This window comes from Streptomyces olivaceoviridis (assembly GCF_014650115.1).
GTDB classification, from domain to species: Bacteria; Actinomycetota; Actinomycetes; order Streptomycetales; family Streptomycetaceae; genus Streptomyces; species Streptomyces olivaceoviridis.
The window spans coordinates 98915-121244 of sequence record NZ_BMUI01000011.1; the positions used below are offsets into that span (position 1 = coordinate 98915).

At 71.9% G+C, this 22330-nt stretch carries 17 protein-coding genes and 1 pseudogene; 3 read left to right on the forward strand and 15 right to left on the reverse strand.

Features of this window, described 5'->3' with window-relative positions; genetic code table 11:
- Positions 1-10 precede the first annotated feature (10 nt).
- The 7 genes from topA to bldG all read right to left on the reverse strand — a co-directional run bounded on the left by topA (position 11) and on the right by bldG (position 10025).
- Positions 11-2827, reverse strand: coding sequence for a type I DNA topoisomerase (gene topA, locus IE273_RS21700; protein ID WP_189816841.1), 2817 nt, complete (start codon positions 2825-2827; stop codon positions 11-13).
- Positions 2828-3084: 257 nt separating this feature from the next.
- On the reverse strand, positions 3085-3282 hold the full coding sequence (locus IE273_RS21705) for a hypothetical protein (RefSeq protein ID WP_189816842.1): 198 nt from the start codon (positions 3280-3282) through the stop codon (positions 3085-3087).
- Between the two features lie 387 nt (positions 3283-3669).
- Positions 3670-5190: a DUF7059 domain-containing protein gene (locus IE273_RS21710; protein WP_189816843.1), complete on the reverse strand. Its 1521-nt coding sequence runs from the start codon at positions 5188-5190 to the stop codon at positions 3670-3672.
- 258 nt (positions 5191-5448) lie between these two features.
- On the reverse strand, positions 5449-6060 hold the full coding sequence (locus IE273_RS21715) for a small secreted protein (protein ID WP_189816844.1): 612 nt from the start codon (positions 6058-6060) through the stop codon (positions 5449-5451).
- Positions 6061-6277: 217 nt separating this feature from the next.
- The gene (locus IE273_RS21720) at positions 6278-8680 is read right to left on the reverse strand and encodes a sodium-translocating pyrophosphatase (protein ID WP_189816845.1); all 2403 of its coding nucleotides are present in this window, start codon (positions 8678-8680) and stop codon (positions 6278-6280) included.
- A gap of 386 nt (positions 8681-9066) precedes the next feature.
- A complete protein-coding gene (locus IE273_RS21725) occupies positions 9067-9501 on the reverse strand; it encodes an ATP-binding protein (protein WP_189816846.1) in 435 nt (144 codons plus the stop codon).
- Between the two features lie 182 nt (positions 9502-9683).
- The gene (gene bldG / locus IE273_RS21730) at positions 9684-10025 is read right to left on the reverse strand and encodes an anti-sigma factor antagonist BldG (RefSeq protein ID WP_014674042.1); all 342 of its coding nucleotides are present in this window, start codon (positions 10023-10025) and stop codon (positions 9684-9686) included.
- A gap of 80 nt (positions 10026-10105) precedes the next feature.
- Between bldG and sftH the strand changes: the two genes are divergently transcribed.
- Positions 10106-12598 carry a DEAD/DEAH box helicase gene (sftH, locus tag IE273_RS21735; protein ID WP_189816847.1) on the forward strand — a complete coding sequence of 831 codons (2493 nt, stop codon included), beginning with the start codon at positions 10106-10108 and terminating at the stop codon, positions 12596-12598.
- Positions 12599-12994: 396 nt separating this feature from the next.
- On the opposite strand, the pseudogene IE273_RS45195 reads toward sftH, so the two are convergent.
- From IE273_RS45195 to ssd, 7 genes and pseudogenes are all read right to left on the reverse strand, one after another.
- Positions 12995-13295 (reverse strand): annotated as a pseudogene (locus IE273_RS45195) (Rv3654c family TadE-like protein); the annotation flags it as partial.
- Positions 13296-13444: 149 nt separating this feature from the next.
- The gene (locus IE273_RS21745; RefSeq protein ID WP_189816849.1) at positions 13445-13783 is read right to left on the reverse strand and encodes a TadE family type IV pilus minor pilin; all 339 of its coding nucleotides are present in this window, start codon (positions 13781-13783) and stop codon (positions 13445-13447) included.
- 22 nt (positions 13784-13805) lie between these two features.
- On the reverse strand, positions 13806-14006 hold the full coding sequence (locus IE273_RS21750) for a DUF4244 domain-containing protein (protein ID WP_189816850.1): 201 nt from the start codon (positions 14004-14006) through the stop codon (positions 13806-13808).
- Positions 14007-14136: 130 nt separating this feature from the next.
- Complete coding sequence (locus IE273_RS21755) at positions 14137-14919, reverse strand: type II secretion system F family protein (protein WP_189816851.1); 783 nt, start codon at positions 14917-14919, stop codon at positions 14137-14139.
- A 135-nt stretch (positions 14920-15054) separates the two neighbouring features.
- On the reverse strand, positions 15055-15936 hold the full coding sequence (locus tag IE273_RS21760; protein ID WP_373309377.1) for a type II secretion system F family protein: 882 nt from the start codon (positions 15934-15936) through the stop codon (positions 15055-15057).
- Positions 15937-16139: 203 nt separating this feature from the next.
- Positions 16140-17330 (reverse strand): TadA family conjugal transfer-associated ATPase, encoded by a 1191-nt coding sequence (locus tag IE273_RS21765; RefSeq protein ID WP_189816852.1) that lies wholly within the window; start codon positions 17328-17330, stop codon positions 16140-16142.
- Positions 17327-18433 (reverse strand): septum site-determining protein Ssd, encoded by a 1107-nt coding sequence (gene ssd, locus IE273_RS21770; protein WP_189816853.1) that lies wholly within the window; start codon positions 18431-18433, stop codon positions 17327-17329. The genes IE273_RS21765 and ssd overlap by 4 nt, the downstream gene beginning before the upstream one ends.
- Before the next feature lie 592 nt (positions 18434-19025).
- On the opposite strand from ssd, the gene IE273_RS21775 reads away from it, so the two are divergent.
- Entirely contained in the window at positions 19026-19856 is an 831-nt protein-coding gene (locus tag IE273_RS21775) for an HAD family hydrolase (protein ID WP_189816854.1), read from the forward strand.
- Between the two features lie 567 nt (positions 19857-20423).
- Here the strand turns inward: IE273_RS21775 and IE273_RS21780 are convergent.
- Positions 20424-21248 (reverse strand): Fic family protein, encoded by an 825-nt coding sequence (locus IE273_RS21780; protein ID WP_189816855.1) that lies wholly within the window; start codon positions 21246-21248, stop codon positions 20424-20426.
- 101 nt (positions 21249-21349) lie between these two features.
- Between IE273_RS21780 and IE273_RS21785 the strand changes: the two genes are divergently transcribed.
- Complete coding sequence (locus tag IE273_RS21785; RefSeq protein ID WP_189816856.1) at positions 21350-22330, forward strand: ATP-binding protein; 981 nt, start codon at positions 21350-21352, stop codon at positions 22328-22330.

Below are 22330 nucleotides of genomic sequence, written 5' to 3' on the forward strand. Positions count from 1 at the left end.
CCGCGGAGTGTCAGTCCTCCGCGCCGGAAGCCGTCGCCCTGGAAGCCGTCGCCTTCTTGGCGGTCGTCTTCTTCGCCGCGGCCGTCGTCTTCTTCGCGGCCGTCTTCTTGGCGGCGGTCTTCTTCGCCGGGGCGGTCTTCTTCGCCGCCGCCTTCTTCGCGGTCTTCTTGGCGGGCGCCTTCGCGCGCTTCTCGGCGAGCAGCTCGAAACCACGCTCAGGAGTGATCGTTTCGACGCTGTCGCCGGAGCGCAGGGTCGCGTTGGTCTCGCCGTCGGTGACGTACGGACCGAAGCGGCCGTCCTTGACCACGACCGGCTTGCCGGAGACCGGGTCCTCGCCCAGCTCCTTCAGCGGCGGCTTGGCCGCCGCTCGGCCGCGCTGCTTCGGCTGGGCGTAGATCGCCTGCGCCTCCTCCAGCGTGATCGTGAAGAGCTGGTCCTCGGACTGGAGCGAGCGCGAGTCCGTGCCCTTCTTCAGGTACGGGCCGTAGCGGCCGTTCTGCGCGGTGATCTCCTGGCCGTCCGCGTCGGTGCCGACGACACGCGGCAGCGACATCAGCTTCAGCGCGTCGTCCAGCGTCACCGTGTCGAGCGACATGGACTTGAAGAGCGAGGCCGTGCGCGGCTTGACCGCGTTCTTGCCGGTCTTCGGGGTGCCCTCGGGGAGGACTTCCGTGACGTACGGGCCGTAGCGGCCGGCCTTGGCGACGATCGCGTGGCCGGTGGCCGGGTCGGTGCCCAGCTCGAAGTCGCCGCTGGGCTTGGCCAGCAGTTCCTCGGCCAGCTCGACGGTCAGCTCGTCCGGTGCCAGGTCGTCCGGGATGTCGGCGCGCTGGTGCTGTTCGGTGTCCTTCTCGCCGCGCTCGATGTACGGGCCGTAGCGGCCGACGCGGAGCACGATGTCGTTGCCGACCGGGAACGACGACACCTCGCGCGCGTCGATCGCGCCCAGGTCGGTCACCAGCTCCTTGAGGCCGCCGAGGTGGTCGCCGTCGCCGTTGCCGGCGTCGGCCGCGCCGCCCGTGGCCGTCCCCTCGCCGAAGTAGAAACGCTTCAGCCACGGCACGGCCTTGGCCTCACCCGCCGCGATGCGGTCGAGGTCGTCCTCCATCTTGGCCGTGAAGTCGTAGTCGACGAGCCGCCCGAAGTGCTTCTCCAGGAGGTTCACCACGGCGAACGACAGGAACGACGGCACCAGGGCCGTGCCCTTCTTGAAGACGTAGCCGCGGTCCAGGATCGTGCCGATGATCGACGCGTACGTCGACGGGCGGCCGATCTCGCGCTCTTCCAGCTCCTTGACCAGGGAGGCCTCGGTGTAGCGGGCCGGGGGCTTGGTGGCGTGGCCGTCGACCGTGATCTCCTCGGCGGACAGCGCGTCGCCCTCGGCGACCTGCGGCAGCCGGCGCTCGCGGTCGTCCAGCTCGGCGTTCGGGTCGTCGGCACCCTCGACGTAGGCCTTCAGGAAGCCGTGGAAGGTGATCGTCTTGCCGGAGGCGCTGAACTCGACGTCCCGGCCGTCGGCGGCGGTGCCGCCGATCTTCACCGTGACGCTGTTGCCGGTCGCGTCCTTCATCTGGGAGGCGACGGTCCGCTTCCAGATGAGCTCGTACAGCTTGAACTGGTCACCGGTCAGGCCGGTCTCCGCGGGCGTGCGGAAACGATCACCCGACGGGCGGATCGCCTCGTGCGCCTCCTGGGCGTTCTTGACCTTGGCGGCGTAGGTGCGCGGCTGCGGCGGCAGGTAGCCGGCGCCGTACAGCTGCGTGACCTGGGCGCGGGCAGCGGAGATCGCCGTGTCGCTCAGCGTCGTGGAGTCCGTACGCATGTACGTGATGTAGCCGTTCTCGTACAGCTTCTGGGCGACCTGCATGGTCGCCTTCGCGCCGAAGCCGAGCTTGCGGCTGGCCTCCTGCTGGAGCGTCGTCGTACGGAACGGGGCGTACGGCGAGCGGCGGTACGGCTTGGACTCGACGGACCGCACGGAGAAGCGGGTGTCCTCCAGGGCGGCGGCGAGGGCGCGGGCGGTCGCCTGGTCGAGGTGGAGCGTGTTCTCGCTCTTGAGCTGTCCCAGGGAGTCGAAGTCGCGGCCCTGCGCGACCCGCCGGCCGTCGACGGTCTGGAGGCGGGCGACCAGCGACGACGGGTCCGATGGGTCCCCCGCGCGGCCGGTCGCGAAGGTGCCCGTCAGGTCCCAGTACTCAGCGGAACGGAAAGCGATGCGCTCGCGTTCCCGCTCCACGACGAGCCGTGTGGCGACGGACTGCACGCGGCCGGCCGACAGCCGGGGCATGACCTTCTTCCAGAGCACCGGGGAGACCTCGTAGCCGTAGAGGCGGTCGAGGATGCGGCGGGTCTCCTGGGCGTCGACCAGCTTCTGGTTGAGCTGGCGCGGGTTGGCGACGGCCTCGCGGATCGCGTCCTTGGTGATCTCGTGGAACACCATGCGCTTGACCGGGATCTTCGGCTTCAGGACCTCCTGGAGGTGCCAGGCGATCGCCTCGCCCTCCCGGTCCTCGTCAGTGGCGAGGAACAGCTCGTCGGAGTCCTTCAGGAGGTCCTTGAGCTTCTTGACCTGGGCCTTCTTGTCCGCGTTGATCACATAGATCGGCTGGAAGTCATGGTCGACGTCCACACCGAGGCGACGGACCTCGCCGGTGTACTTCTCGGGCACCTCCGCGGCGCCGTTGGGAAGGTCGCGGATGTGCCCGACGCTCGCTTCGACGACGTATCCGGGGCCGAGGTAGCCCTTGATCGTCTTCGCCTTGGCAGGCGACTCGACGATGACGAGTCGGCGGCCGCCCTGTGCGGTCTCGCTGGTCGGGGACAACTTCGCTCTTCTCTCCGGTCGACGCTGGGGCCTCCCCAGGCCTTGGTCCCGGGGTCGCGGCGTACTGCTGGCACGTGTGACGCTGCGGAGTGTGACGCTACATCCCGCCCCCGTGTCAAACGGGAAAAGCCCACAACGGCCACTCGAACGGTAACCCGACTACCGCCATTCCTGCCGCCCGGACTGACCGGTCACCCCCGCGATCCTGTCCGGAGCGTGATGTTCCCCTTACCCGCCGGACACGGCGGGTACCCGTCTCAGAGCCGGGTCAGGCAGTACACGGCGAGGCCCAGCGCGATCGTCCCGGCCAGGCTCGCGACGGCGGCGGATGCGACCCGACTCACACCGGCGGCCACCGGTTCCCGGCGCCGCAGACGGGTGCCGGTCCACGCCAGCAGACCGGCCCCGAACAGGGCGAACACCACTCCCGCGAAGATCGCCGGCCCGCTCTCCATCGCCCGAGCACCCCTTCCCTGCCGTCGGCTCTGCCCAGCGCCGGGAGGGTGGCACGCGCGGGAGGCGGGAGGGCGACATCGGGGTGAACGGAAGACCCCTCAGTGCTCGAACATACACTCGAACCAAACGGGCTCACACCTGCTGCCGATATTTTTTTCCGGCCGTTTTCGCGAAACGGTCCGGCGCCGCCCCCGCTCGGCAATCCCACCGGGCCCGTGCCCCCGGCATACGACGACGCGCGCGACGCGATCGGAAGAGGATCCGACCGCGCCTACGACGGCACGGGCACCCGGCGTACGGCACCTGCCCGGCACCGCTCCTCCCGGGGCCTCTCACCCGGCGCCGCGACACCGCTCAGAGCGGCGCTTCCCGCCCCGCGCGCCCGCTCAGCCCGCCGGCTCCAGGAAGCCCTGCTCCACCAGCAGCCGGATCTGCGCGGGCGTGCGGTCGCGGAGCACCACCGGGTCCTCGCCGACGAGCTGCGCGATGGCGTCCAGGATGCGGCCCGCGCTCAGCGTGCCGTCGCACACCCCCGCGAACCCGGCACCCACCGTGTCCACCTTCGTCGCCCGGCGCATCCCGCGGTGCTGGCGCAGCACCACATGCTCCGGGTCCTCGGCGCCGGGCAGCCCGACCTGCTCCTGGACCACCTCGGGGACGAGCTTGAAGCGGCTGTCCAGCAGCGCCGCGTCGTCGTGCTCCCGGAGATAGTCGAGCCGCTCGAAGTGCGCCCGGATCGTCTCCCCGAGCGGCTGTTCGACCGGGTGCGGCCACTCCTCCACGGTGACGACGGGCTCGGCGGACCCGGTCCTGCGCAGGGTGATCCAGCCGAAGCCGACCGCCCTGACCTTGCGCGCCTCGAACTCGTCGAGCCAGGCGTCGTACCGCGCCTGGTACTCCGCCGGGTCCCCACGGTGGTCACCGGCGTCCCTCAGCCACAGCTCGGCGTACTGCGTGACGTCCTGCACCTCGCGCTGCACGATCCAGGCATCGCACCCGCGCGGCACCCACGACCTGAGTCTGTCCTGCCAGTCCTCCCCCGCCACGTGCTGCCAGTTCGCGAGGAACTGCGCGAACCCGCCCTCGTTCAGCCGTTCCCCCGCTTCCTGAACGAGCGAGCGGCACAGATCGTCCCCGCCCATGCCACCGTCCCGGTACGTCAGCCGGGCGCGCGGGGAGATCACGAACGGCGGGTTGGAGACGATCAGGTCGAACGTCTCGTCGTCCCGGACCGGTTCGAACAGCGAGCCCTCGCGCAGGTCGGCGGCGGGCGCCCCGGAGAGCGCCAGCGTGAGCGCCGTGATGTGCAGCGCGCGCGGGTTGAGGTCGGTCGCCGTGACGCGTGTGGCGTGCTGCGCGGCGTGCAGCGCCTGGATGCCGGACCCGGTGCCCAGGTCCAGGGCGGCGGCGACGGGGGTGCGGACGGTGATACCGGCGAGGGTCGTCGAGGCGCCGCCGACGCCCAGGACGACACCCTCGTCGCGCTGTCCGATGCCGCCGGCTCCGCCGACCGCGCAGCCGAGGTCGGAGACGATGAACCAGTCCTCGCCGCCGGGGCCGCCGTACGGCCGCACGTCCACGGTCGCGGCCACCTCGTCACCGCCCACGCGCCTGAGCCAGCCGGCCTCCACCGCCTCCTCGACCGGCAGAACGGCCGCCACGCGCGCGTGGGGCACCGGTTGCTGGAGCAGGAACAGCCGTACGAGCGTCTCCAGTGGCGAGTCGCCACGGGTCGCCCGGAGAGCGGGCACGGTCTCGCTGCGGGCCAGCGCCGCGTACGCGGGCGCGCCGAGCAGGTCGAGCAGCCCGTCGGCGGTGAAGGAGGCGGCCAGCAGCGCGTCCCTCAGGCGCGCGGCGATGTCGGGCCGGTCGGAAGCGGGCAGGGGAGCGGGTCCGGAGTCAGTCACGCCCCCATTGTGGCCCGCGACAGCCGCCCGGGGCCGACTCGCGGCGGCTGCCCCGCGCCGACTTCGCGCGGGCCGTCAGCCGACGTCGGCCGGGTGTCGCGGTCGTCAGCGAGCCGTCGCCGACGTCAGCGGATCACCCACGGACGCCAGCCGGCCACTCGCCGACCTCAGTCGCGTACCCGCAGACGTGAGCCGGCCACCCGGCGACGTGAGCCGACCACCCCGCGACCCCAGCCGCCCGGACGTCAGCCCCGGACGTCAGCCGGCTGTCGTCGACGCCGTCGGCTGCGCGGAGCCGGACGGTGTGACCTTGCAGCTGGGCTGCTCGGCCATCGCCTCCTTGACGTCGCCCTGCTCCAGCCGCTTCAGCGCCTCCGTGCCGTTGTCGCTCTGCTTGCCGACCTCCTTGGTCTGCAGGGCGACCTCCTTCAGGCCCTTGGCGAACTTGCCCTGGTCCTTGGTGTTGAGCCCGTCGACCTTCTTCTTCAGGTCGGCGTACGACGTGGAGAGGCCGGCGAGGTTCTTGGCCGCGTCCTGCTGGAGTCTTGCGCCGCCGTCGATCCCGGGAGGCGCACCGGCGCTGTCGAGGGCATCGGCGAGCGCCTTGTAGCCCTCGGCCATGTCCCGGAACGCCTCCGCGTACGTCTTCTGGGCGTCCTTGGGCGGGAGGTTGGTGTCCGTGGCGATGGCCGCGATCGAAGCGTTGGCCGACCTGATCTTCGCGTCCTGCGCGGGCACCGCGTCGCACACCGTCTTGGCCCAGGACACCAGCTTGGGGTCGGGCCCCTTGTCACCGCCGTCGCTGCACCCGGACACCGCCACCACCAGTACCGCACCGCCGGACAGTGCGGCCGCGAGCTTCTTGTTCACCGGATTGGTCCCTTCCATGGCTCTCGGCCCCCGGAATCTACACGGCGAACGCACTCCCTCCCCTTGCCGGGGGAGGCATAAGTCAGGTTTTGTGATCTTTCACGCCCTGGGAGAGAAGGCTCACGACGTGGGCGAGCCCACAGACGACAAGCGGGTGGGCGGGCGGCGTCAGCACACGCCGCCCGCCCACCTGTGAGCAGGGATTTCTTGCCGCGATCTACGAAACCACCGCGGCGTCCGGCGGGTTGGCGACCCGCCCGGCGCTGTCGTCGTCGCCGACGGCGATCCCCCGCCGCTTGGAGATGTACACGGCAACGACGATCACCAGCAGCGCGAGGATGGCGACACCGATCCGCACCCCGAGGTTCTTGTCGTCGCCGTAGGAAAACTTGATCACTGCCGGTGCGATGAGCAGCGAGACCAGGTTCATGACCTTCAGCAGCGGGTTGATCGCGGGTCCGGCGGTGTCCTTGAACGGGTCGCCGACCGTGTCCCCGATCACCGTGGCCGCGTGGGCCTCGCTGCCCTTGCCGCCGTGGTGGCCGTCCTCCACCAGCTTCTTGGCGTTGTCCCAGGCGCCGCCGGAGTTGGCGAGGAACACCGCCATCAGCGTGCCCGCGCCGATCGCGCCGGCGAGGTAGGAGCCGAGCGCGCCGACACCGAGCGTGAACCCGATGAAGATCGGCGCCATGACGGCGAGCAGACCGGGCGTGGCCAGCTCCCGCAGGGCGTCCTTGGTGCAGATGTCGACGACCTTGCCGTACTCGGGCTTCTCGCTGAAGTCCATGATCCCGGGCTTCTCACGGAACTGCCGCCGCACCTCGAACACCACCGAACCCGCCGACCGCGACACCGCGTTGATGGCCAGTCCGGAGAAGAGGAAGACGACCGCGGCGCCGGCGATGAGGCCGACGAGGTTGTTGGGCTGCGAGATGTCCAGGGACAGGCTGAGCGGCGCCCCCGGCCCGGTGAGCTTCGCGCCGACGTCCTGCACGTTGGTGGTGATCGCGTCGCGGTACGACCCGAACAGCGCCGACGCGGCGAGGACGGCGGTGGCGATGGCGATGCCCTTGGTGATGGCCTTGGTGGTGTTGCCGACCGCGTCCAGGTTGGTGAGCACCTGCGCGCCCGCGCCCTCCACGTCGCCGGACATCTCGGCGATGCCCTGCGCGTTGTCGGAGACCGGCCCGAAGGTGTCCATGGCGACGATCACGCCGACCGTGGTGAGCAGCCCGGTGCCGGCCAGCGCGACCGCGAACAACGCCAGCATGATCGACGTGCCGCCGAGCAGGAACGCGCCGTACACCCCGAGCCCGATGAGCAGCGCGGTGTAGACGGCGGACTCCAGGCCCACCGAGATGCCGGAGAGGACGACGGTGGCCGGGCCGGTGAGGGAGGTCTTGCCGATGTCCCGCACCGGACGGCGGTTGGTCTCGGTGAAGTAGCCGGTCAGCTGCTGGATGACGGCGGCGAGCAGGATGCCGATGGCCACCGCGACCAGCGCGAGGACGCGCGGATCGCCGTCCTTGCCCTTGATCGCCGCGTCGGTGACGCCGTCGAGGGCGGAGTACTTCGACGGCAGGTAGACGAAGACCGCGATCGCGACCAGCGCCAGTGAGATCACCGCGGAGATGAAGAAACCGCGGTTGATCGCCGACATGCCACTGCGGTCGGCCCGGCGCGGGGCGACCGCGAAGATGCCGATCATCGCCGTGATCACACCGATGGCGGGCACCAGCAGCGGGAACGCCAGCCCGGAGTCGCCGAAGGCCGCCTTGCCGAGGATCAGCGCGGCCACCAGGGTCACGGCGTACGACTCGAACAGGTCGGCCGCCATGCCCGCGCAGTCCCCGACGTTGTCGCCCACGTTGTCGGCGATGGTCGCGGCGTTGCGCGGGTCGTCCTCCGGAATGCCCTGTTCGACCTTGCCGACCAGGTCGGCGCCGACGTCGGCGGCCTTGGTGAAGATGCCGCCGCCCACCCGCATGAACATCGCGATCAGGGCGGCGCCGAGGCCGAAGCCCTCCAGCACCTTCGGCGCGTCGGCCGCGTACACCAGCACCACACAGGAGGCGCCCAGCAGGCCGAGCCCCACCGTGAACATGCCGACGACGCCGCCCGTGCGAAATGCGATCTTCATCGCCGTGTGCGAGACGGTGGTGAGATCCTTTTCCGGCTCGCCTTCCGCCGGAGTCGCTTCCCGGGCCGCCGCGGCGACCCGCACATTGCTGCGCACGGCGAGCCACATGCCGATATAGCCGGTGGCCGCCGAGAACGCCGCTCCGATCAGGAAGAACACCGAGCGGCCGGCCCGCTGATTCCAGTCGTCCGCGGGCAGCAGCATGAGCAGGAAGAAGACGACTACGGCGAATACGCCGAGCGTGCGCAACTGCCGGGCGAGATACGCCTTGGCACCTTCCTGGACCGCCTCGGCGATCTTCTTCATGCTGTCGGTGCCCTCGCCGGCCGCCAGCACCTGGCGGACCAGGATTCCCGCGACCACCAGCGCGGCCAGGGCGACCGCCGCGATGACGGCCACGATGATCCTGTTGTCGTCGGTCAGGACCGCGGCTGCGAGGGGTGTGAGGTGATCCGACTGAGGAGTGGAAAGCCCCGCCATTCGTCCTCCTTGACGCTTGGGCTGAGCTCAAGATGTGGACGGATTGTAGGTACCGCCGAGTGAGTCTAAACAGGGGACGGTAAACGGAATTGGCCTGCGTGTACATACAGCAAACTCAATCAACGTAATGCCCTAAAGCCATTGTCGGCCACCCGGGCGCTTGATCAAATTATCACGGTTTTGATCGTGAATTCGTTCACGAATTCCCCGTGGTGGCCGCACAAACACGACAGGGGCCCTGCTCGGCAGGGCCCCTGTGCGCTTGTCGGGTGGTTTTCGGCGGCTACGGCCAGTCGAGTGAGACCGGTCGGCCGGACCAGGTGAGCGAGACCAGACGGGCGAGATCAGACGGGCTGGAACAGGCGGGCGGGATCAGACGGGCGAGATCAGGCGAGCGCCGCGGCCGACGGCGCGGTCGGCCAGGTCATGCGGATCAGGCCACCGTTCTGCCCGGTGGTGACCTCCACGTCGTCGACGAGACCGCTGATGACCGCGAGGCCCATCTCGTCCTCCTCGGCCTCCGCCTCGGCTTCCTGCCCGGCGCCCGGCGTGTCGCCGCCCGGGGCGGCATGCGGAGCCTCGTCGCCGACCTCGATGGAGAACTGTTTCTCCTCTTCGATCAGCGCCACCTTCACCGGTGCCGTGACGCCACTGCTCTGGTGGAGTCCGACTGCGCGGGAGCATGCCTCTCCCACGGCCAGCCGCACCTCGTCCAGGACGGCCTCGTCCACTCCGGCCCGGCGCGCCACCGCTGCCGCCACCAACCGGGCGGTCCTGACGTGCTCGGGCAGCGCGCTGAAGCGGAGTTCGACGGTGGCCATGCATCCCCCTCGCGACTACGGGCGTGCGGTCGGGGGCGGGGCCGCCGAGCGCCCACACCCCCCGGTGTACATCTGTATTCCGGGCCGCCACATCAGGATCGGCCCAGGACGGGACCGGCCGACGACCGGGCCCCGGCAGGAGCCCGACGCCGGCGACCGGTCCGGGATCGGTCGGCGACCGATCAGTCGGTGGCCGCCACCGCTTCCTCGACCGTGGTGTGGATCGGGAACACCTTGGTGAGGCCGGTGATGCGGAAGATCTTCAGAATGCGCTCCTGGTTGCAGACCAGACGCAGCGAGCCCTCGTGGGCACGAACCCTCTTCAGGCCGCCGACCAGCACGCCGAGCCCGGTGGAGTCGAGGAAGTCCACGCCTTCCATGTCGACGACGAGGTGGAAATTCCCGTCGTTCACCAGCTCGACCAGCTGCTCACGCAGCTTGGGCGCGGTATATACGTCGATTTCGCCACCGACCTCGACGACCGTACGATCGCCGACGGTACGGGTCGACAGGGACAGGTCCACGGATCCTCCAGCACCTTGCTATCGAGCGGTCGCCCCTCGGGCACCTCGCTTGCGGCCCCCGGGACGTTTCGCCAGCCGCGATGGCATTCAATCACTTACCGGCAGGCGTGCACGACGCCTTGGCTCCATTGTCCGTCACGCCAGTGACACACTCGGTGCCGATGGCCAAGAATCACCGATCCGATCGACCCCAGGCCCGCCCGGCCTCCCGCCCGTCTCCGGGCACGGTTCTGGACCGGCTCACCGCCGGGCCGAGCCGGGCTGCGCGCATCACTCATACGGAGCACTTGCCCCCGCGCGCGGGCCGCCATGCCGTCTGGCCTGACCGGATTCGGCCCGAAGTGATCGCCGCCGTCCAGGCGTGCGGCATCGAGCACCCCTGGGCGCACCAGGCGCTGGCCGCCGAGCACGCCCTGGACGGCGACTCGGTGGTGGTCGCCACCGGTACAGCCTCCGGCAAGTCCCTCGCCTACCTCGTGCCCGTCCTGTCCACCCTCCTGGACGGCGCGGAAGCCCCGAACGGCCGTGGTGCCACCGCCCTTTACCTGTCCCCCACCAAGGCGCTCGCGGCGGACCAGTGCCGGTCGGTGAAGGAACTTTCACAACCCCTCGGCACATCGGTACGACCGGCCGTGTACGACGGCGACACCCCGTTCGAGGAACGGGAGTGGATCCGCCAGTACGCCAACTACGTCCTCACCAACCCGGACATGCTGCACCGCGGGATACTCCCCTCCCACCCCCGCTGGTCCTCCTTCCTGAGATCGCTCAAGTACGTCGTCATCGACGAGTGCCACACCTACCGGGGCGTCTTCGGCTCGCACGTCGCCCAGGTGCTGCGCCGGCTGCGCCGCCTGTGCGCCCGCTACGGCTCCTCCCCCGTGTTCCTGCTGGCCTCGGCGACCGCCGCCGAGCCCGCGGTCGCTGCCCGCCGGCTGACCGGCCTGCCGGTCGTCGAGGTCGCCGACGACGCCTCCCCGCGCGGAGAGCTGGTGTTCGCCCTCTGGGAGCCCCCGCTCACCGAACTGCACGGCGAGAGGGGCGCACCCGTACGGCGTACCGCCACCGCCGAGACCGCCGACCTGCTGACCGACCTCACCGTGCAGGGTGTGCGCTCGGTCGCCTTCGTACGCTCCCGGCGCGGCGCCGAGTTGATCGCGGTCATCGCCCAGGAGAGACTCGCCGAGGTCGACCGCTCCCTGGCCCGGCGTGTCGCGGCGTACCGCGGCGGCTACCTCCCCGAGGAGCGCCGCGCCCTGGAACGCGCACTGCACTCCGGCGAACTCCTCGGCCTCGCCGCCACGACCGCCCTGGAACTGGGCGTGGACGTCTCCGGCCTGGACGCGGTGGTGATCTCCGGCTACCCGGGCACCCGCGCCTCCCTGTGGCAGCAGGCGGGCCGCGCGGGCCGCTCCGGCCAGGGCGCCCTCGCGGTTCTCGTCGCCCGCGACGACCCGCTGGACACCTTCCTCGTCCATCACCCCGAGGCCCTGTTCGACCAGCCGGTGGAATCCACGGTCCTCGACCCCGACAACCCCTACGTCCTCGCCCCGCACCTGTGCGCCGCCGCCGCGGAGCTGCCGCTGACCGAGGAGGACCTGGACCTCTTCGGCCCCGCCTGCGCGGACGTCCTGCCGCAGCTGGAGGCCGCGAAGCTGCTCCGCCGGCGCACCAGGGCCTGGCACTGGACCCGCCGGGAGCGGGCCGCCGACCTCACCGACATCCGCGGCGCCGGCGGCCGTCCGGTGCAGGTCGTCGAGGCCGGCACGGGCCGCCTGCTCGGCACGGTCGACGCGGGCGCCGCGCACTCCGCCGTCCACGAAGGCGCCGTCCACCTGCACCAGGGCCGCACCTATCTGGTGCGCTCCCTGGACCTGGAGGACTCCGTCGCCCTGGTCGAGCAGGCGGACCCGCCGTACTCGACGGTCGCCCGCGACACCACGTCCATCGCCGTCCTGGAGACGGACACCGAGATCCCGTGGGGCGCCGGCCGCCTGTGCTACGGCTCGGTGGAGGTCACCAACCAGGTGGTCTCCTACCTCCGCCGCCGCCTCATCACCGGCGAAGTGCTGGGCGAGACGAAGCTCGACCTCCCTCCTCGTACGCTGCGCACACGCGCGGTGTGGTGGACGGTCACCGAGGACCAGTTGGACGAGGCCCGGATCACCCCGGAGATCCTCGGCGGCTCCCTGCACGCCGCCGAACACGCCTCCATCGGCATGCTGCCCCTCTTCGCGACCTGCGACCGCTGGGACATCGGCGGCGTGTCCGTGCCCCTGCACCTCGACACCCTCCTCCCCACGGTCTTCGTCTACGACGGCCACCCCGGCGGCGCCGGATTCGCCGAGCGCGCCTTCCACACCGCCCGCGCCTGGCTCACCGCCACCCGCGAGGCCATCGCCTCCTGCGAGTGCGAGGCCGGCTGCCCGTCCTGCATCCAGTCCCCCAAGTGCGGCAACGGCAACGACCCACTGCACAAGAGAGGCGCGGTACGACTGCTCACGGTGCTGCTGCGAGGGGCGCCGGAGGGGACGGGCGCGGGGGAATCGGGGGGAGAGCAGGCGCGGGGCTAGCGACACGGCTCGGGAGCGCGGGCACGCCGGGCCACCGGGCCAACAGGCGGTGGTTGCCGGGCCAACAGGCGGTGGTTGCCGGGCCAACAGGCGGTGGGCCACCGAAACGCCAGGCGGTGGAGCCGCCTGGGTACCGCTCAGGGCAGACGGCATGACCTGGAAGCCGTCCGGGACATCGGGCGGTGTGGCCCGGCAGGGCCTGGGAGCCGCGGTCAGGCGGCAGGGTTCAGGGCCTGTCCGGCACGGCACCGGAATCGCCCCGGACACCTGGCGGCACAGCCCGCAAGCCGTCCGGGACGCCGGGCGGCCCACCCAGAGAGCCACCCGTGGCGCCAGGCGGCCCAACCGCTGAGCCACCCGTGGCGCCGGAAATCGCGGCCCCGTCAGACACGCCGGGCGGTACGGGAGCTGCCGGTCCCGCTCTCGCTCTGACCTCCGCCGTGAACGGCCCCCTTCCTGCGGCCGCCGTCACCTCGGACGTGTCGCCCACGATCGCGCACCGCACCAGCCGTACTCCCTGGGCCGCCGCCAGCCGTTCGGCCCGGGCGCAGGCCGCCGTGCCGCCCTCGGCCCAGTGGTCCGCCGCCGCGAGCGCGGCCAGGTCGGCGCCGCCGGCCGCCCGGTGCCGTACGACAACGGCCTGCCCGAGAGCGAGCACGGCGCCGAACACCACACACAGCACGGCGATCGCCCCCAGGCTCCAGACGGTGGCGGACCCCCGGTCGGAGCCCGACGGCCGGTCCGGCTGCGTGTTCCCACCGCGCCACGACCCCTCGCGCTCCTCGCCCCCGGTCCCCCATCGACCGCCGGCCCGCACCCGTTCGCCGGTCAGCCCGCACCGGCGTCTCATGGCCCCTCCTCCCTCGGTCCCACCGTGTCCTCGGCGAGGGCCACGGCCTCCTCCCGGACCTCGAACGGCAACCCGCTCAGCACCGGCGGCTTGGCCGCCACCGTCACCCGGACCCGGTCGCCCTCGCGTGCGACGGTCACCCGCGCTCCCCTCGGCGCCGCTTCCCGGGTCACCGTCACCACCGCCTCGGCCGGGTCCTGCCGGGCGGCGGCCCGGGCACCCGCACGGGCCGCGTCCACGCACTCGATCCGCGCCGCCACCACAAGCAGCCCCCAGACCAGCGCCATCGTGAACGCCACCAGCACGGACAGCACCACGGCCGCCTCCGCGGTCACGAACCCACCGTCCCCACCTCGCTCACATCCGCGCACTGAGGGCCCTCTTCACGATGGCTTGCAACTCCGCCTGGACCTGGCCGCTGGTGACGACCTTGTAGAGCAGCAAGGCGAACCCGACGGCCGCGATGATCCCCATGGCGTACTCGGACGTCACCATTCCGCCGTCCTGACGGCAGGCCCCACGCACCCGGACCGCCACTTTCCTGATCTTCTCGAACATTTCAACCCCCGTGAGGCTTCTGGTCTTTGTCGCTAGTTGTCGTTGGTTCTCGTTCGTCGTCGCCAGTTGCCGCTCGTCGTCATTCGTCGCGCTTACCTGACGTCCGCGTACCGGCCCGCTCTCATCGCCCTCACCTCCCTCCCATCACCCCACCCGCCAGCCCGATCACGACCGGCAGCACGCCGACCGCGATGAACGCGGGCAAGAAGCACAGGCCGACCGGCGCCGAGATCAGTACGCCCGCCCTGCGCGCCCGGACCGTCGCCGCACGGGCCCACTCCGCACGCGCGTCCGACGCGAGCCGGGCGACCGGGCCGGCCGTGGGCAACCCGGACTCGTCGGCCCGCTCCAGCAGCCGCGCCAGCGCACCGGCACCGGGCAGCGCCGCCAAGCTCCGCCAGGCGTCCGCCGGTACGCCGCCGAGCCGGACCTCCGCCGCGCCCCGCGCCAGTGCCTGCCCGACGGGTCCGCCAAGGGCCTCCCCCACCGCCTGGGCGGCGATCACCGGACCGGCACCGGCCGCGATGCAGGCGGCCAGCAGATCGGCGGCCAGCGGAAGTTGGCGCGCGGCCCCGGCCGCATCGACCACCTCTTGCCGTCCGGCTGCCGCCTGACGGCCCCGCCACCGCCAGAGCACCGCGCCCACGCCCAGCCCCAGCACCACACCGACGACCCCGCCGACCAGCACCCAGACACCACACACCGCACCGGCCGTCGGCACCCATCGCCGCCGAACGATGTCCGGAATCGCCAACCGGGCCGTGCGAGCAGGCACTTCGAAGCCCAGCAGCTCGGCCACCCGGCGCCGCGCCCGATGCCGCCGTCGCGCCAGCTCCAGCCGCCGGACACCCCAGCCGAGGATCAGTACCACGACCACCGCCGTCCCCAGCCTGTGGATGACTTCCCCGCTCATGCCGCACACCCCTTCCCCACCACTCGGCCGTTCGGCCACTCGGCCATTCGGTCTTCGGTCTTCGGTCTTCGGCCATTCGGTCTTCGGTCGGTCATTCGGTCACTCGGGCTGTTCGCCACATACACATGGCGCGCCTCACCCGGGCTCCGCCCCCCGCACGATCCGCATCGCCCACCACATCCCGGCCGTCTCGAACACCGCACCGGCCGTCAGGCAGCCGAGACCCGCACCGCTGTGCAGCAGCACACGCAGCGGGTCCGCCCCCATGGCCGTGCCGAGGAGCAGCCCGAGGGCGGGCAGTGCGGCGAGCAGCACCGCGGTGGCCCGGGCGCCCGACAACTGAGCGCGTACGTCGGATCGCTGATCCCGTTCGGCGCGCAGGGCCCCGTCCAGCCGGTCCAGGCCGGTGGCGAGTCCGGCGCCCTGGTCCACGGCCACCCGCCAGCACGCGGCGAGTCCGAGCAGGCCCTCCGCCCCCGGCTGCCGAGCGGCCACGGCGAGCGCGCCGGGCACGTCTCCGCCGAACCGGGCCGCGGCCACCACGGCGGCCTGTGCGTCGCCGAGTCCGCCGGAGTCCCGCGCGGCCCGCAACAGCGCCTCCCCCGGCTGCCGTCCCGCCCGCACCTCCCCGGCGAGCCCACCGCACAGGGCGATCACCGCGTCGGCCCGCCGCTCCCGGGTCAGCCGGGCCTGCCGGACCAGCCGCATCCGGCGCAGGACGGGCACCCCGGCGGCCCCCGCGACCACCGGAATCACCGAGGCACCCAGCAGGGCGATCCCCAGACCGGCGACGAGCGCCCACCACTCGGCTCCCCATCGGCCGTGCTGCCGACGCAGTTCCGCGCGGAACCGCTCCCAGACAGGCGGTCCCGTCGTCACCACCCCGCCCCCGGCCAGCAGCAGCCGTGCCCGCCGCATCCCGTAGTGCCGCCCGCCCAGCAGCCACACCAGCGCGCCGAGACAGACCAGCGCGGCCCCCATGGACGTCTCACCGATCACTTCCGTCACTCCTCTCATCACTGCCGACCTCGACCGATCCGCCGAAGCTCACTGACCCGCCCCTCGTCCGCCGAACGAACTGACCTGCCGAACGCCCCCGACCGCACCGTCCCCGCCCGCAGACACCGCCCTCGCCCGAACACACTCGACCCACCGATCCCCCCTAGCCGGACCAAACGGGCCCCCACCCCCCATACGCCGCCCGCCCGCCGTGCCGCCCCTCAGTCGTCCCCGAGCTCCCCCGCGTCCCCCAGCAGGTGCCGCAACCGCTCCCACCCCCGCTCCCGCACGAACGCCCGCTCGCCCCAGCGCAGGGCCGGTACCGTCCGCACCAGCCCGGTGGTGTCCCGTTCCAGCACGTGCACCTCGGCGATCCGGCGGCGCCCGGACCGGTCCCGTACGAGATGCACCACCACGGACAGGGCCGCCGCCAACTGGCTGTGGAGCGCGGCCCGGTCCAGCCCGGCGGCCGTGGCCAGCGCCTCCAGCCGGGCCGGCACATCCGCCGCCGCGTTGGCATGGACCGTGCAGCAGCCGCCTTCATGACCGGTGTTGAGGGCCGCGAGCAGATGCACGACCTCGGGGCCGCGCACCTCGCCGACGACCAGCCGGTCCGGCCGCATCCGCAGCGCCTGCCGCACCAGGTCCTGCAGAGTGACCAGACCGGCGCCCTCCTGGTTGGCGGGCCGGGTCTCCAGCCGGACGACGTGCGGGTGGTCCGGCCTCAGCTCGGCCGAGTCCTCGGCGAGCACGAGCCGCTCGCCGGGTCCGACGAGCCCGAGCAGTGCGCTGAGCAGGGTCGTCTTGCCGCAGCCGGTGCCGCCGCTGACGAGGAAGGACAGCCGGGCGTCGAGCAGCGCCCTCAGGATCCGGTCGCCGCCGGGTGGCACCGTGCCGGCCGCGACGAGTTCTTCCAGGGTGAAGGCCCGGGGCCGTACCACCCGCAGGGCGAGGCAGGTGCAGCCGACGGCGACCGGGGGCAGCACCGCGTGCAGCCGGGTGCCGTCGGGCAGCCGGGCGTCCGCCCAGGGCCGGGCGTCGTCCAGTCTGCGTCCGGCCACGGCGGCCAGCCGCTGCGCGAGGCGTCGTACGGCAGCCGCGTCGGGGAAGGTCACCGGGGTCAGCTCCAGGCCGCCGCCGCGGTCCACCCAGACCCGGTCCGGGGCGGAGACCAGGACGTCGGTGACGTCGGGGTCGGCGAGGAGGGGTTCCAGGGGGCCGGTGCCGACGAGTTCGGACCGCAGGTGCGCGGCGGCGCCGAGGACTTCCGCGTCACCGAGCACCCGGCCCTGTTCGCGCAGGGCCTGGGCCACGCGCGCGGGCGTGGGTTCGGCGCCGCTCTCGGCGAGTCGGCGGCGGACGCCGTCGAGCAGGGCCGCGCCGTCGGCCCGGTCGAGTCCGGGCAGCGTCACCGGATGCCTCCCGTCTCGACCAGTGCCCGCTCCCAGAAGTGCGTGCAGAAACGGGCGAGCGGTCCGCGTCCGGTCGCGCCCGGCGGTTTCGCGCCACCCCGTGGGCGCAGCAGCGCCGGTTCGACGGGCACCTCGCCGGCCAGCGGCAGGCCGAGCAGCCGGGCCACCTCGTGGTCGTCCAGGCCGGGTGCGTACGGCCCGCGGACCGCGACCCGCAGGTCCCGCACGACCATTCCGACGGCGGAGGCGACACGGCCGGCGGCTGCGACGGCCCGCAGTTCGGCCGGGACGACGAGCAGGGCCATGTCGAGCTGGGCGAGGGCCTCGGCGACCCCGTCGTCGAGGCGTCGGGGCAGGTCGACGACGACCGTGCCGCCGCGCCGCCGGGCGGCTGCCAGCACCGCACGGACCGCGGGCGGCGGAACGGCGACGCAGTCGCCGCGGTCCCAGCTGAGCACGCGGAGGGAGTGCAGCTCGGGCAGTGACTCCTCCAGGGCGCCGCCGCCGACCCGGCCCCGGGAGGCGGCGAAAGCGGGCCAGCGCAGCCCTTCGGCGCTCTCGCCGCCGAGGAGTACGTCGAGCCCGCCGCCCAGCGGATCGGCGTCCACCAGGAGGGTGCGCAGTCCCTCGCGCGCGGAGGTGACGGCGAGCGCGCAGGCGAGCGTGGACGCGCCGGCCCCGCCCCGGCCGCCGATCACCCCGACGGTGAGGGCCGGGCGGCCGATTCCCTCGGCGACGTCGGCGATGCGGTCGACCAGCCAGGGTTCGCCGTCGGGGAGGATCAGGACGTGGTCGGCGCCGATCCGGACGGCTCGTTTCCACACCCCCGGGTCGTCCTGGTCGCGGCCCACCAGCACCACTCCCGGCCGGCGCGCGGCGCCGCACATCCGGTGGGCGGCGTCGTCGCCGACGAGTACGAGCGGGGCGACCGCCCAGCCGTCGCCGGACTCCGGTACGCCGTGGTGGACCTCGGGTGTGGCGCCCGCCGCCGCGCACAGGCGCAGCAGATCATCCAGGAGGACGGCGTCCTCGGTGACGATGAGCGGCTGTCCGGGCCGGTCTGCGGGGCCGGGCGGCGGGTCGTGGGTGACGGTTCCGGTCACGGGTGTTCCCCTTCGCTGCGTGGGCCGCGCAGCCCCTGCGACCACGCGATTCCCAAAGGTGTGAAGAACCGGCAAGCGGCCTCCATATGAACGGCCGATAGGAACCGGCCATACGCACTCCGGCAATCGGACCCGGCGATGAACTCGCCCGGGCCGGAGTGCGCTGGAATCACGGTGCAGTGATCCGCGAAATAATGTGGATCTTGGTCGATAACTGTGGACAACCCGGACCCTGTGAATATCTCCGTCACCCATACCGGTGACCCCCGCGCCGGCGCGTGTGCGATATCCACAGAGCAGCCTGGCGATTACCCTCCGTCACCGATCATGGGCATGCCAAGAGCGCAGCCCACGGCGGAGCGATACCTGCCGTACGGCCGCGTCGAGGAAGGGGAGGAGGGAGAAAACCCATCCGGACATGCGACGACCCCCGCCGGGGGGGAGAGCGGGGGTCGTCCCCACGGCCGACTCGGGGGGGGAGGAGTCGGACCGGGTTAGCACGGTCGCGAACGATCCGTGACTTCCATGGTGTACCCGAGAGCCCTCTCAGGCAAACCCACACGCCCCACCTTACGCCGAATGGTGGGCGCCTATGCTCAGGGGCGTGGAAAACCACTCCTCGCCCCGCGCAGCGGCCTTCTTTGACCTGGACAAGACGGTCATTGCGAAGTCCAGCACCCTCACCTTCAGCAAGTCCTTCTACCAAGGCGGGCTGATCAACCGCAGGGCCGCGTTGCGTACCGCATATGCCCAGTTCGTCTTCCTGGCCGGCGGTCTGGACCACGACCAGATGGAGCGCATGCGCGAGTATCTCTCCGCACTGTGCCGCGGCTGGAACGTCCAGCAGGTGCGGGAGATCGTCGCCGAGACCCTGCACGAGCTGATCGACCCGATCATCTACGACGAGGCCGCCTCCCTCATCGAGGAGCATCACGCGGCCGGCCGGGACGTGGTGATCGTGTCCACCTCGGGCGCCGAGGTGGTCGAGCCGATCGGGGAACTGCTGGGCGCGGACCGAGTGGTCGCCACCCGCATGATCGTCGGTGACGACGGCTGTTTCACCGGAGAGGTGGAGTACTACGCCTACGGCCCGACGAAGGCCGAGGCCATCAGGGAGCTGGCCGCGTCCGAGGGCTACGACCTCGACCGCTGCTACGCCTACAGCGATTCGGCGACCGACCTGCCGATGCTCCAGGCCGTCGGGCACCCGCACGCCGTGAACCCGGACCGCGCGCTGCGCCGCGAGGCCTTCGCGCGCGGGTGGCCGATTCTGGAGTTCCGCCACCCGGTCCGCCTCAAGAAGCGGCTGCCCGCGTTCTCCGTCCCGTCCCGCCCGGCACTGGTCGCCGCGGCGGCCATAGGGGCGGCAGCGGCCACCGCCGGCCTCGTCTGGTACACGAACCGGCGCCGCGGCACGGCCTGAACCAGCGCCCGTTTCACCCTGTTTGAACCTGAAAGTAAAGAAGTGCAGGCAGGGGTTCCGCTTCCTCCCGGCTCGCGGTACAAAGAACCTAGGCCCGCGAGACCAAAGGACATCCGAGAGGATCCCCTACCACTACGCATTGGCCCCACGGACCCAGCATGAAACCGGGCACCCACGCGACGTCGACCCGTCGATTACGGGCCAGCCGCACCAGGTGACGGGCAAAGATCCCGACCTGATGGGCGACACATCGAGGACGCTTGGTAACCCGGTGAACATGCCGGCGGCGGTACGAGCACCTCGTACCGCCGCAACCCTTGTCGGGACGCCCCGCCGCGCCGTCCCGGGCCTGCGCTGTCCGCGCCCCCGCCCTCCGGGGTTTCCCTACGGCGGCTACTCCGAGAAGCCGCCGCCATGTCGTACGCGAACGAGTTCAGCCGCGGCCGGTCGTGACGATCGCTGGCCGAGAAGATCGTCGTCGACGACCTGCGCTGTCCGCGCCCCCGCCCTCCGGGGTTTCCCCGCCCTCCAGGGTTTCCGCGGCCCGGAGCTTGCTCGCCGAGGCGGTCAGGCCGCGCCGCGCTGGAGTGCCTCGCACACCGCCGTCGACTCGCGTACGCCCAGTTCGACCGCCCGGCCACAGTGGGCGATCCAGCCGGCCATGCCCTCGGGGGTGCCGGAGACGTACCCGTCCAGGGCGGCCAGGTAGGAGGCCCGGCCCAGTTCGGCGTGGCCCATCTCGGCCGGGCACACCGCCTTCGGGTCCAGCCCGCTGCCGATCAGCACGATCCGCTCGGCCGCGCGCGCGACCAGGCCGTTGTGAGAGGTGAAGGGGCGCAGCGCGAGCAGTTCGCCGTGCACCACGGCGGCCGTGACGAGCGCGGGCGCGGAGGTACCGGCGATGATCAGGTCAGCCAGCCCCTCCAGCCGGCCCGAGACCTCCTCGGCGTCCGGCAGCGGCAGCTCGACCAGCGGCTCGTCGACCGGCTCGCCGGCCAGACGCGGCCTGCCGACCTGGTCCTCGCCGCTCGCCGCGGCCACCAGGTGCAGCCGGGCCAGCACCCGCAGGGGCGACTGGCGCCAGATGGACAGCAGCTGCCCCGCCTCCGCGGTGAGCCGCAGGGCCGCGCCCATGACGCGGGCCTCGGCGTCGACACCGAAGTCGGTGCGGCGGCGCACCTCCTCCAGGGCCCAGTCCGCGCCGGACAGCGCCGCCGAGCCGCGGGCGCCGCGCAGGGCCGCCTCGGAGGTGATCTCGTTGCTGCGACGTCGCATGATCCGGTGCCCGTAGACCCGGTCCACGGCCTTGCGCACGGACTCAACGGACTCGGCCACACCGGGCAGCGAGCCCAGGGCCGCGAGCGGATCGGCGGTCGCGCCTGTCGTACTCATGAGTACGACACTACGCACCCCATCGACCCACCCCACGAAGGAGTGGTCTTCTTCACTGCCACGTGACACATACAGCTATCGCACGACTACTCTTGGTGAACATGAAAATTGCTTTCGTCGGGAAGGGCGGCAGCGGCAAGACCACGCTCTCTTCCCTCTTCATCCGCCATCTCGTCGCCTCCGGCGCCCCGGTGGTCGCCATCGACGCGGACATCAACCAGCACCTCGGCCCCGCGCTCGGCCTCGGCGAGGAGGAGGCGGCGGCACTGCCCGCCATGGGCGAACAGCTCTCGCTGATCAAGGACTACCTGCGCGGCACCAACCCGCGCATCGCCTCGGCAGCGACGATGATCAAGACGACCCCGCCCGGCGAGGGCTCGCGGCTGGTCGGGGTGCGCGAGCCCAACCCGGTCTACGACGCCTGCGCGCGCCCGGTGGAACTCGACGGCGGCGCCGCCCGTTTGATGGTCACGGGCCCCTTCACGGACGCCGACCTGGGGGTCGCCTGCTACCACTCCAAGACGGGAGCGGTGGAGCTGTTCCTGAACCACCTCGTCGACGGCCCCGACGAGTACGTCGTGGTCGACATGACGGCCGGTTCGGACTCCTTCGCCTCCGGCATGTTCACCCGCTTCGACATGACGTTCCTCGTCGCGGAGCCGACCCGGAAGGGGGTCTCCGTCTACCGCCAGTACAAGGAGTACGCCCGTGACTTCGGCGTCGCTCTCAAGGTCGTCGGCAACAAGACCCAGGACCCGGACGACCTCGACTTCCTGCGCGAAGAGGTCGGGGACGACCTCCTCGTGACGGTCGGGCGCTCGGACTGGGTGCGCGCCATGGAGAAGGGCCGCCCGCCCCGGTTCACCCTCCTGGAGGAGGCCAACGCCCGCGCCCTGGACCTGCTCAAGGCCACCGTCGACGCCACCTACGAGCAGCGCGACTGGGAGCGCTACACCCGCCAGATGGTGCACTTCCACCTGAAGAACGCCGAGTCCTGGGGCAACGAACGCACCGGGGCCGACCTGGCGGCGCAGGTCGACCCCCACTTCGTGCTCGGCGAGAGTGTGGCGACTGCGGCCTGA